General features: G+C 63.0%; 9 protein-coding genes. 3 read left to right on the top strand and 6 right to left on the bottom strand.

From position 1 onward, the window contains the following. Positions 1-76: 76 nt before the first annotated feature. Positions 77-1,054: a nucleoside hydrolase gene (locus tag CFR78_RS04575; protein WP_166498189.1), complete on the bottom strand. Its 978-nt coding sequence runs from the start codon at positions 1,052-1,054 to the stop codon at positions 77-79. A gap of 552 nt (positions 1,055-1,606) precedes the next feature. Here CFR78_RS04575 and CFR78_RS04570 point away from each other — a divergent pair. Further along, complete coding sequence (locus tag CFR78_RS04570) at positions 1,607-3,958, top strand: TonB-dependent receptor (RefSeq protein ID WP_034927742.1); 2,352 nt, start codon at positions 1,607-1,609, stop codon at positions 3,956-3,958. A gap of 544 nt (positions 3,959-4,502) precedes the next feature. Here CFR78_RS04570 and CFR78_RS04565 read toward each other — a convergent pair. From CFR78_RS04565 to CFR78_RS04545, 5 genes are all read right to left on the bottom strand, one after another. Beyond that, the gene (locus CFR78_RS04565) at positions 4,503-5,750 is read right to left on the bottom strand and encodes a NupC/NupG family nucleoside CNT transporter (protein ID WP_007398326.1); all 1,248 of its coding nucleotides are present in this window, start codon (positions 5,748-5,750) and stop codon (positions 4,503-4,505) included. Between the two features lie 34 nt (positions 5,751-5,784). Beyond that, on the bottom strand, positions 5,785-6,702 hold the full coding sequence (locus tag CFR78_RS04560; protein ID WP_034927888.1) for a pseudouridine-5'-phosphate glycosidase: 918 nt from the start codon (positions 6,700-6,702) through the stop codon (positions 5,785-5,787). A gap of 2 nt (positions 6,703-6,704) precedes the next feature. Further along, positions 6,705-7,844 carry a carbohydrate kinase gene (locus CFR78_RS04555; protein WP_007398328.1) on the bottom strand — a complete coding sequence of 380 codons (1,140 nt, stop codon included), beginning with the start codon at positions 7,842-7,844 and terminating at the stop codon, positions 6,705-6,707. 133 nt (positions 7,845-7,977) lie between these two features. After that, positions 7,978-8,661: a TetR/AcrR family transcriptional regulator gene (locus CFR78_RS04550; RefSeq protein ID WP_034927739.1), complete on the bottom strand. Its 684-nt coding sequence runs from the start codon at positions 8,659-8,661 to the stop codon at positions 7,978-7,980. A 79-nt stretch (positions 8,662-8,740) separates the two neighbouring features. Then, a complete protein-coding gene (locus CFR78_RS04545; RefSeq protein WP_034927736.1) occupies positions 8,741-10,141 on the bottom strand; it encodes an aminotransferase-like domain-containing protein in 1,401 nt (466 codons plus the stop codon). A 141-nt stretch (positions 10,142-10,282) separates the two neighbouring features. Here CFR78_RS04545 and CFR78_RS04540 point away from each other — a divergent pair, with 141 nt between their 5' ends. Together CFR78_RS04540 and CFR78_RS04535 are read left to right on the top strand one after the other, a co-directional pair. Beyond that, positions 10,283-11,632, top strand: a complete 1,350-nt coding sequence (locus CFR78_RS04540) for an aspartate aminotransferase family protein (protein WP_034927885.1) — start codon at positions 10,283-10,285, stop codon at positions 11,630-11,632. A 46-nt stretch (positions 11,633-11,678) separates the two neighbouring features. Further along, the gene (locus tag CFR78_RS04535) at positions 11,679-12,092 is read left to right on the top strand and encodes a tautomerase family protein (protein ID WP_034927734.1); all 414 of its coding nucleotides are present in this window, start codon (positions 11,679-11,681) and stop codon (positions 12,090-12,092) included. Positions 12,093-12,194 lie beyond the last annotated feature (102 nt).

The following is a 12,194-nucleotide window of genomic DNA, read 5'->3' as shown; positions in this document are numbered from 1 at the left end:
CCTTGAATGAAGTTCATATGCCTGTCGGGGGGCAGCATGGCAGGCGGGCATGGCCCGGCCTGCCTGCCCGCCCCGGTCAGGGCAATGTGGCAAGCCGGGTGGCCAGAAGGCTGTAGAAGGCATCGGAATCGACTTCACGCACGAAAAGGGCGTTCGGCTTCCTGTCCGTGACCTTCCACCAGTCAACCACCGTCATGCCGACCGAAAGCCTGCCTTCGGTCTCGATGCCGACATTCACATGCCGCCCGCCAAAGAGTTCCGGCGCCACCAGCCAGGCAATCGTGCAGGGATCGTGCAGGGGGGCGCCTTTCCAGCCATATTTGTGCAGGTCGAACCGCTCGGAATAGGACAGCATGTCGGCCGCCGCGACGGAGCAGCGGTTCGCATTCGCCCGCAATGCCGCCAGCCGTTCCGGCGTGCCAAGGCATTTATGGGTGACATCAAGCGGCAGGACCACAAGCGGAATACCGGCGCTGAACACGATGTCGGCCGCCTGCGGGTCGGCATAGATGTTGAATTCCGCCGCCGGGGTGATGTTGCCCAGTTCCGACCACGCGCCGCCCATCAGCACGACCTCGCGGATGCGCCCGGCAATATCGGGGGCAAGCGTCAGCGCCATGGCAAGGTCCGTAAGCGGACCCAGCATGACCAGCGTCAGTTCCTGCGGCTGCGCGCGCCGTATGGCATCGACCAGATAGGTTACGCCATCGTGTTCCTGCACCGCCATGGCGGGGGGGACGGACAGGTCGATTCCGTCAAGCCCGGTTGGCCCGTGCACATGCTCGGCCGTGGTCTGGACGGGGCGCAGTGGCCGCGCGGCGCCGGCAAAGACGGGTATGTCGGTGCGTCCCGCCATTTCCAGCACGCGGCACGCATTTTCCAGCGTGCGTTCACGCGGGACGTTGCCTGCCACGGCGACAATGGCCTGTACCGTGATTTCGGGGGAGGCAAGGGCCAGGAAGATCGCGACGGCATCGTCCTGTCCGGGGTCTGTATCTATGATGATCCTGCGTTTCAAGAATGACAGCTTTCCTGGTTCCGGCCTGTTGGCCATCGGTTGGTTACGGGGCATGCCGTATGGCCCGCATCTTGTTCGAACATGCAATATTATGGCAATGCCCCGTTCAGGGCATGACGTTACATATGGGATAATTTTGCCACGATCGGCAATGAATTCACCCCCCGTGCGGGTGGGGATGCCGGCCCTGCGGCGGGTATGGCGCGGGGCGTCCGCCGGTACCGCAAGGGGCATGTCGGGGCGCAGGCGGTGGCGCCTGCAAGCATGGGATATGTATAAATAATTGATATAAATGGAATAATATTGAAATTCAGGCGTCATTTCCCGTGTCATGACTGTATCATGCGCAGCCTGACGCCTGCTGGCCGGGTGCAATGTGTCATTTATGCAACGTTTTTTAAAACCTGATCAGATGGTTAGAATCTTGTTGCGAGCCAGAAAAGATTTATACTACCATAATCTTATTGAATACGTGCAGCGAAGCACGAAGCGGGACGGAATAGAATAAAGACAATAAAGGCCTTATGCATACTTTGAATAAAAGTATGTGGTTTTTATTTTTATGTCCGTGGCGGAAGGTGAAAATAAATGGCTCAAATCTATTTGCGATCTCTGGTCAGTGCCATCGCAATTTCAACAGTTTTCTCGAGTTACGCTTCCAGTGCCCAGACCGTCCAGAACACGACGGGGCGCAAGGCGCCTGTCCGGCACGCGGGCACGGCATCCACACCGCGCGCCCATGCGGCCCCCACCCACCAGATGGCGTCCAGCCAGCCCGAAACGCTTGCGGTACATGTGTCTCGCCATGCCCGTGATGGCGGCGGCGGCATGATGCGCGTTGAAACCGAACCCCATGCGGTGCAGAGCGTGGGCAAGCAGTATATCGAAATGCGCAGCCCTGCCTCCACCGGGCTGGACCTGATCCAGAACCTGCCCAGCGTCAGCATCGCCCTGCCCGATCCGGGCGGCTTCAAGGGCGGGTCCATCTTCATCCGTGGGCTGACGGATGCGGATATGGGGCTGATGCTGGACGGCGCGCCGGCCTCGCTTGCTTCCTACCTTCAGCAGAACGTTGATTCCGAGAATATCGAGAGCGTCAACGTCATGCCCGGCAGCTCGCAGGTTGACATGCCAACCGCGAACGCCGCCGCGGGCACGCTTGACGAACGCACGATCACACCCAGCGAAAAGCGTGGCGGCAGCGTCGACTTTTCCTACGGCACCAACAACTTCTCGCGTGAGTTCATTCGCCTGCAGTCCGGTTATATCGGTCATTCGGGCGTGCGGGCCTATGTGTCGTTCTCCAACGCGCATTCACGGCAGTGGATGGGTGGCGGCATCAACGAGCGCAAGCACGTCGATTTCGGCCTGCAGAAGGATTTCGACAACGGCTCCTTCATCAAGCTGTTCACGTCGTGGCATAACTCGATGTTCACCATCGACAACTATGCAACGGCCGCTGAATTCTACAACTACAAGCATACGGGCGAAGGCTTCGACCGGTCCAACAGCCAGGCCGCCGGCGCCAATTACTGGAAGGGGAACCTGGATTCCTGGAACCAGTTCTTCGTCAGCGCGCCCGTCCATGTGGTGGTCAACAAGAAGCTTGATTTCGACCTGACACCATATCTGAGCACGGGCTTCGGCTGGGATGGCTCCTCCGCCGGTACCGTGGGCGCGACATCGGCGTGCAGCAGCGGCTGTTACTATAACAACGGCACGCAGGCAGCCAGCAACCAGCTGCTGAGCACCTATTACGCACAGGGCTGGTCGCCCGATGTGGGTGTTGTGGCCAAGGTCAACTACAAGATCGACCGCCATAACCGCTTCACCTTCGGTTACTGGTATGAAAACAACTCCGTGTCCGAGTTCTCTCCCACCATGGCGACCATGGCTTCGGGCCGTAACCCCAAGACCGATAATTCGGCTGCCATGCTGTACAACGTGGACGGGCAGAAGCTGGTCAGCACCGTACATTCCGGCTACGAACTGAACTCCTTCTTCCTGCAGGACAGCGCCAAGTACCTGAACGACAAGCTGACGGTCAACGCGGGCTTCAAGTTCGTCATGTCCAACTACTGGGACCGGGCCAGTGGCCTGCTGGCCGGCTCCGGCTCGCGTCTGGGTGAGAACACGACAGCACCCCTGCCGCACCTGGCCATTGCCTACCGCTTCAACTCGCATCACCAGATCTATGTGAATGCGGAAGGCGATTTCCGCCAGCCTTCGCCCTCCGCCCTGCCGGTTGGCGTGACCACGCTGCCCAAGAACCAGTATTCCATTACCGAACAGCTTGGCTACCGCTTCAACAACAAGTGGCTGATTGCCGATATCTCGCTGTTCAATTCCAGCATCACCAACCGCCTGCTGTCGGTGTACATGCCGTCCACGCAGTATGAGACCATCAACGCCGGTAACGAGACGATCCGTGGCTTTGATGCCATGATCGCGGGCCGTTCGTTCCATCATTTCAGCCCCTATGCATCGGTTGAATACCTGTATGGCCGGATGGATTCCAACATCGCGTATGGGGACTCCTACCTGCCGACCAAGGGCAAGCAGGCCATCAACACGCCGCGTGTCATGGCGAACTTTGGCCTGACCTATGCCAACCAGGGCTTTTTCGGCAACTTCAGCCTGCATTATACCGGCCCGCAATCCGTTACCATGGTGGGTGACGAACGCATGCCGGGCTTCGTGACCGACACGCTGGCGGTTGGCTATCACTTCCGGCCGCTGTCCTTTGCCAAGACGCCGACCATCCGCCTGAACTTCTCCAACCTGACCGGCTCCATCGTGCGTGTCGGCACGACGGGTGTTGCCAACAACATGAACGCGGTCACACTGCTGAATGGTCAGACCGTTGCGGGTGGCGCGGGTGCTTCCTTCTACGTCCTGCCCCGCTTCTCCATGACGGGCACGATTTCCACCGACTTCTGATAACGGGTATTCCCCATCGGGACGGTACTGGTGCTGCACGGCAATGGCCGTGCAGCACTTTCTGTTTGTACAGGTCAGGATGGATACGCGCCGGGATGCGGCATGGACCGGCGCGGGATCGATCCGGGCCTGCTGCCCGGCAGCAGGGATGCCTGCCCATGCATCCGCCCGCCCTGTCGCGCGGGTCGTGACACTGTATGAACCCGTGCGGGGGCCGGTGTGTGCCCAAGGGCGGTGCGCGGGAGTCCCGGGGCCTGTTTCTGGCGGCTGTCAGGAACATCCGGTCCAAGACCTTCCCTGTTCAGCAAGCAGCCCATCGGGGCGCAGGCCGCAACGGCGGCCCATGGCCGCGCCGGGCACATGCCTGGCCGTATCGGCGCCAGCGCGCTGGCCAGCCTATAGTCTGAAAACGGCGTCCAGACATGGACGGAAGCTTCCGGGTGCCGCCTTTATTGCTGGAAGGGGGGCAGGGCCGGGCGCATTCCGAACGCGCCGGGCCAGAGGCGTGGTGGCCTTTGCCGGAAGCCCTTGTTCAGGCTGCCTGTCAGGATATGAAGATGCCCGCGATCGCGGCGCTGGTCATGTTGGACAGGCTGCCTGCCAGCACGGCCTGCCAGCCCAGGGCGGCCACGTCCTTGCGCCGCTCGGGACACTGGCTGCCAAAGGAGCCGATCAGCACCCCGATGGAGGACAGGTTGGCAAAACCGCACAGCGCGAAGGAGGCAACGGCAAGCGTCTGGCGCGGAAGGGTGGCCTGGGTCAGGTAGGGTGTAAGGTCCCCATAGGCGACAAATTCGTTTATTGCGATCTTGGTACCGATGATGCCCGCCACGACACGGCACTGGTCCCACGGGACCCCCAGCAGCCATATGAGCGGCCGGAGCAGGAAACCCAGAAAGCCACTGATGGACAGGCCGGGATAACCCAGGCCGGCCCCCGCCAGGCCCAGCAGTGCATTGAGCAGGGCAATCGTGCTGATGAAGGCGATCAGCATGGTACAGACGGCCACCGCCACCCGCATGCCGTTGGTGGCCCCCACCGCCAGTGCGTCAAACACGTTGGCCGACCGCATTTCGGCGGTGCTGGTGGGATGCGGGGTGTCATCGGCCGGGCCGGGGCGGGCCGGCACCAGTATCTTTGCAAACAGCAGCCCGCCGGGCATGGCCATGAAGGAGGCGGCAAGCAGGTATTCCATTGGCACGCCCAGCCCGGAATAGGCCGCCAGCATCGACATGGAAATGGAGGCCGTGCCGCTGGACATGACCGACAGCAGTTCGCTGCGGCTCAGGCGCGCAAGATAGGGGTGGATGGCAATCGGTACTTCGGTCTGCCCCAGGAACATGGCGGTCGCGGCGGAAAAGGCCTCGATGGTGCTCACACCCGTAAGCCGCGCCAGCACCATGCCAATGCCACGGGCCAGGACCTGCATGATATTGTAGTGGTAGAGCACGGCGATGAGCGCGCTCAGATAGATGATCTGTGGCAGGACGTTGATGGCGAATATGAAGCTCCAGCCCGGTATGCTTCTGGCCAGGTCGGGATTGGCCAGCCCGCCAAAGACAAAGGCAATCCCGGCATGGCCGAAGTCGATGACCCAGGCAATGCCCTGCGCGATGGATTCCAGCGCCCTGCGGCCCGCCGGAATGCCCAGCATGACCAGTCCCGCCGCGATCTGGCAGGCCAGGGCGGATGCAATGACGCGGGGGCGGATTGCCCGTCTGTCCGTCGAGCAGGCAAGGGCAACAAGTAACAGGACCAGTATGCCCGCGAAGGGCCGTAAATGAAATGTCATGCTGCCCTCTGCCCGACAGGAAAAAAGACCCGGCTTATGCCTTTGCCCCAAGCGCAAGGGCGATATGCGTGGCCAGGCGGGCGTTGTTGAGCACGAGCGCGATGTTGGTCTCCAGGCTGCGGCCCGCGGTCAGTTCCAGCATGCGTGACAGCAGGTAGGGCGTAACGGCCTTGCCGGTAATGCCGTCCCGTCGGGCTTCTTCGACGGCCTGCGTGATGAAGGCTTCCATTTCGGCACGCGGAATTTCGCTGCCCGCGGGCACGGGGTTCGCCACCACCACGCCGCCGTCCAGCCCCAGTGTCGCGCGCATGGAGATCATGCTGGCGATCTCTTTCGCGCTGTCGGCGCGCAGCGGTACCGGCAGGCCGCTGGAGCGGCTCCAGAAAGCGGGGAAATCACTGGTTTCGTAGCCCACCACCGGCACGCCCTGCGTTTCCAGGAATTCCAGCGTGCGCGGCAGGTCCAGCAGGGCCTTGGCACCCGCGCACACCACGGCAACCGGGGTGCGGGCGAACTCGGTCAGGTCGGCGGAGATGTCCATCGTCTCCTCCACGCCCCGATGCACGCCGCCGATGCCGCCGGTGGCAAAAACCCCGATACCGGCCAGGTGCGCGCAGATCATGGTGGCGGCAACGGTGGTCGACCCATGCCGCCCCGCCGAAAGCGCATAGGCCAGATCGGCCCGGCTGACCTTCATCACGTCCTTTGCCGTGCCCAGCCATTCCAGCGTGCTGTCATCCAAGCCTATGTGAATCTTGCCCGAAATGATGGCGATGGTGGCCGGCACCCCGCCTTCGGCGCGGACCAGGTTTTCCACTTCCCGCGCGGTGCTGACGTTCTGTGGCCAGGGCATGCCGTGGGTGATGATGGTGGATTCAAGGGCCACCACGGCTTTGCCGCTGGCCAGGGCATCGCGCACTTCAGCGGACAGGACGAGGGGAAGGGCATTCATGTTCATAGGGCTGTTTCCTTGGCCTGGCTGTCTGTGCCGGCATGGGTTTTCATGAAGGTACTGATCTGCTCGTGGCTGATGCCGGGGCATACGCTTTCGCGGCATCCAACTGTCAGGGCGGCGGCGGCCAGTCCCTGGCGGCAGGCGCGCACGGTGTCCGTGTTTTCACTCAGTGCGGACAGGGTGGCGGCCACAAGGGCATCTCCCGCGCCGGTCACGTCCACCACATTGGTCCGGTAGGCGGGCAGGGCGCGCACGCCGCTGGCATCCGCCACCGTCAGGCCCCGCGCGCCTTCGGTCATGATCACGGTTTCCACCCCCTGCGCCACCAGCGCCATGGCGATGGCCGCACTGGTGGTGGCGGTGCTTCCCTCCAGCAGGGTCAGGGCCTCATCGCGGTTGGTGAACAGTACGCGCACGCCGCCAAGCTGGCCGCGCAGCCGTTCCGCCTTCGGGACGGAAACCGTATCGACCGCAAGGCTGAACCCGGCCTCGCGTGTTTTCTGCGCCAGCCACGCCAGGACTTCGGCGGATACGTTGCAGTCCACGAACAGCCATCCCGCCGCGGCAATCAGCGGCCAGCTGCGCTGGATGGTGTCGATGTCCAGCCGGTCGAACACGGCGGCATCAAACACCGCGATGCCCAGGTCGTGGCTGTCATCCAGTATGGCAATGTATTCCGCCGTGCTGGCATTGCCCGCGAACTGGATGCGTGAGGTGTTCACGCCGCAGTTCTTCATGTGATCGGCCAGGGCATGGCCGGGCAGGTCATCCCCGACAATGGTGATCAGCGTGGTTTCCTGTCCCAGGCGCGCCAGGTTCTCGCACACGTTGCGCGCCACGCCGCCAAAGCCGGTGTAGCCGGTTGCGGGGTTGGACGTGCCGGTAACAAGGGGGGAGGAAAGGCAGAATTTCCGGTCGATCGCAGCCCCCCCGATACAGACGATGGAGGCCCGCGTCGCGGCAACATAGGCACGTCCCAGCAGGTAACCCTTACGTGTCAGCTGGCCGATATAGGTGGCCAGCGTGGGGCGTGTCATACCGCACCGTTCGGCCAGATCCTTCTGTGATGCGAACGGATTTTCCATGATGATGTCAAGGACGGTCCGCTCCTGCTCTGTCAGGGTGTGGCGAGGTGGCATTGCATGCTCCATGATTGAAGCTGGACCGTAACAAATGTTGAAACGACCCACAATAGTTTACGTGCCACCCTCGCAACGAAATATCCGGGGCCTGTCCCGCCAGGCCACGCGTCCTGACCTGCCGGTGGCGGGGCTATTTCGTGTCCCTGCCGGGCTGGGCGGCCGTGGGCGGCGTGGCCAGAAGCACGGAAGCCAGCTGCATGATGGTCTGGGTACCCGTGGCGTAGTCCCGGCCCGTCAGGTGGGGTTTGCCCAGCACGGCGGCCATCTGCACCTGTACATCGGCATAGGCCTGAGTCATGGCCCACAGGCAGAACAGGAAATGCACCGGATCGACCTGCGTGATCAGCCCGGCTTCATGCCAGGCCCTGAATACCTCGATACGCTGCTCGACATGCTTGCGCAGCGTATCGACCAGAAAGCCATGGACGTAGTGGCCGCCTGAAAGCAGTTCATGGGCGAACAGGCGCGAGGCTTCGGGGCGCTTGCGGGAGAATTCCATCTTGGATTCTATGAAGCCCCGCAGCCCTTCGCGCGGGGGGCGGTCGGCGGAAAGCCATTTGCTGGCATCGCCCAGCCAGTCATCCAGCAACTGCCGGAGTGTTGCGCGGTACAGGTCTTCCTTGGTGCGGAAGTAGTAGTGGATATTGGCCTTGGGCAGGTTGCTGGCCTCGGCAATGTCATTCATGCGCGTGCCCGACAGCCCGTGGGCGGCAAAGACCTTTTCCGCGGCATCAAGGATCTGCCGTGTATTGTTCTGTCTGGGGGCGCTGGTACGTTTCCTGCGGGTAGGTGCTGACGGGGGAAGTGGGGGCATGGGAGAGACGGGATCACCTTTCGGGACGGGAATGATACATTATGTGAAGAACTTCCCCCTTTGGGGGGTGGAGGTCAATCTATTCCCTGCCGTGGGCAATGCTTTTCACGAATGTGAACAGGCGCTCGTCCTCGCAGTGCGCGACATTGAAGCGGAACCATTGCGAGGGTTGGCCGCCGGGGCGGAACAGGTGCCCCGGTGCCAGCATGATGTCGTGCTGGCAGGCCCGTTCCGCCAGGGCGCGGACATCCCTGTCCTGCCCGAACCGCGCCCAGGCGAACATGCCGCCCGAAGGCTGGAAATGGACCGTCATGCCCGCCTGTTCCAGCCGGGCGCAGACGCGCGCCTGCACACGGGTCAGGTGTTCGCGCAGATGGGCCAGATGGGGGCGGTACAGCCCGCTGCTGACAATGGTGTGGACGATTTCCTCGTTCAGCGGCGCGGTGGTCAGGTTGCTGGCCATTTTCTGGCGCAGGATGCGCTGGGCGGTATCCGCCGCGCACGCCACGTAGCCCACGCGCAGGCCGGGGCCGATCGTTTTCGAAAAACTGCCGATATGGACAACCCGCTCCAGCCCGCCCAGCTGTGACAGGGTCTGCTGCCCTTCGGGTGCCAGGTCGAGGAAGATGTCATCCTCGATGATCGTCAGGTCATGGCGCGCGGCAAGATCCAGTACCGCGCGCATGTTCCGCGTGGTGCTGCAACTGCCCGTCGGGTTGTGCAGGATGGAGGTGGTGATGAACAGGCGCGGCTGGTGCTGGCGGATCATGCGCGCCAGGGCGTCGGGGCAGGGGCCATCGGGCAGGCGCGGGATGCTGGCGGTACGCAGCCCCAGTGACTGGAGCGCGGGATAGAGGTTGCAGTAGCCCGGATCTTCCACCAGCACCGTATCGCCGCGCGTGGACAGGCAGCGTACCGCCAGTTCCAGCGCCTGGCTTGCGCCGTGGGTCATGATGATGCCGCCGTCCTCGCAGTACACGTCGCGGCGGGCCAGCATCTGGCGTATGTTGTGGCGCAGTCCGGCGTGGCCGTAGGGATTGCCGTATTCCAGCGCGCAGGCCAGCCGGGCCGCCGTCAGGCCCCCCAGTGCGCTACGGGCGGCGGATGTGAACAGCAGGTCCGTGGGCAGCCAGCCACAGCCGGCCTTGATCACGGGGGCCTCGTCCTCATAGGCGTACTGCAGCAGCCACATCGAATCGATGGAACGCTGGATCAGCGGGGCCGCGCGCGGTGGCGTGCAGACAAAATAGCCGCGCGTGCCCCGGCTTTCCACCAGCCCCGCCGCCGCAAGCCGCAGATAGGTGTTGGCAATGGTCAGGGTGCTGACCCCGCAGTCGCGCGCCATGCGGCGGATGGAGGGCAGCCGCTCGCCCCGGCGCAGTACGCCGCTGCGGATGCGGTGTGCCAGGTCCGCGCCGATCTGGCCAACCAGCGGGGTGGAACTGTCACGGTCCGGGCGGGGCAGGGCCTGGGCTGTCATAGTGGGGGTCCGATCAGTACAGTTTCGGGCAAAGCGGTGTGCTTGTACATATACAGGGAACCCGGTGCGAAATACGATGCACAAATGAATCGTCCCGGCATGGGCGCCGGGGGCGTATTTCATCCAGCACAGGATTGCATGATGGTTCAGGATTCAGAAAAGTCCGCCCTCCTCCGCAACGAGCGGGAAGGGGTTTACTGGCAGCCGTTCACCGCCAACCGCATGCTGCGCGCCAACATGGAACCGCGCACCATGGTCAGCGCCAAGGGGGCGTATTACACCAGCAGCGAAGGCGTGAAGCTGTTCGATACCCTGTCGGGTCTGTGGTGCACGCCGCTGGGCCACGCCCATCCGCGCATTGTCGAAGCCGTGCGCAAACAGGCGGAAACGCTGGACTTCGCGCCGTCGTTCCAGCTGACGCATCCCGGCGCCATCTCGCTGGCCGAGCGGATTGCCGACCTTGCGCCCGCGGGGATGAACCACGTGTTCTTCGCCAATTCCGGTTCGGAAGCGGTGGATACCGCGCTCAAGGTGGCGCTGGGCTATCATCGCATCAAGGGGGAGGGAAACCGCTTCCGCATGATCGGGCGCGAGCGTGGTTACCATGGCGTGGGCTTTGGCGGCATGTCGGTGGGTGGCATCGTGTCCAACCGCAAGATGTTCGCATCGGGCATGATGAACGGCGTGGACCACCTGCGCCACACGTACGAGCCGGCCCACATGGCTTTCACCCGTGGCCAGCCCACATGGGGCACCCACCGCGCGGAAGACCTGGTGCGGCTGGTCACGCTGCATGATGCCTCCACCATCGCCGCCGTGATCGTGGAGCCGGTTCAGGGTTCGACCGGTGTGATCGTGCCGCCCGTGGGCTACCTGCAGCGCCTGCGCGAGATCTGCACCGCCAACGGCATCCTGCTGATCTTTGATGAGGTCATTACCGGCTTTGGCCGCATGGGCGAGAACTTCGGCGCGCAGCGCTTTGGCGTGACACCGGACATCATCACCTTCGCCAAGGCGGTGACCAACGGCATCGTGCCCATGGGTGGCGTGATCGTGACCGACGAGATCTACAACACCTTCATGACCGGGCCGGAAAGCGCGATCGAGTTCTGTCACGGCTACACCTATTCCGGCCACCCCATGGCGGCGGCGGTGGGCCATGTGGTGCTGGACGTGATGCGGGAGGAAGGGCTGGTCGCCCGCGTGCGGGCACTCGAGCCGGTGCTGGAAGAGGCGATGCACGGCCTGAAGGACCTGGACGTGATTGCCGACATCCGCAACATCGGGCTGACGGCCGCCTTTGACATGAAACCCGCCGAAGGCAAGCCCGGCGCGCGCGGCCTGGCGCTGTTCGAGGCGGGGCTGCGCCACGGCCTGCTGCTGCGCTGCACGGGTGATACGGTGTCCTTCGGGCCTCCGTTCATTTCCACCGAACAGGAACTGCGCGACATGGCGGCCACGTTGCGCAAGCTGATTACCGAAGTATGCTGAACCGGTGCCACCGGGCAGGACACCATAACAGAACAGGACTGAAATCATGCCGTTAATGCATTTCCATGTGGTCAAGGGCGCCCGTACTCCCGAAGAACTGCGCAGCTTCCTTGACGCCGCCCACGACGCGATGGTCGAGGCGTTCAAGGTACCCGTGCGCGACCGCTACCAGCTTGTGTCGGAGCGTGAGCCCAGCCACATGATCGTGGAAGACACGGGGCTGGATATTCCGCGTACCTCCAAGGTCGTGCTGCTGCAGGTCTTCTCCCGCCCGCGTGGCAAGGAACAGATCGCCGCGTTCTACAAGCTGCTGGCCGAGACCCTGCACGCCCGCACCGGGCTTGCGCCGTCCGACCTCATGGTGTCCGTTGTCGAGAACAATGACGAGCACTGGAGCTTCGGCCACGGCCGCGCGCAGTTCCTGACGGGTGAACTGCCCCTGCCGGGTGCCAAGGCCTGATCCGGCCGTTTTCCGGATTCCTGTTGCAGGAATCCGGAACTTCCCTGATTGATGAATAAATTGCGACGGGTTTGTCGTTTCTTATTCGAAATATGATTATAT

This window comes from Komagataeibacter rhaeticus (genome assembly GCF_003207855.1).
Taxonomy (GTDB): Bacteria; Pseudomonadota; Alphaproteobacteria; order Acetobacterales; family Acetobacteraceae; genus Komagataeibacter; species Komagataeibacter rhaeticus.
Note: the sequence above shows the minus strand (reverse complement) of the source record. Positions and strands in the feature narration are given on the sequence as shown.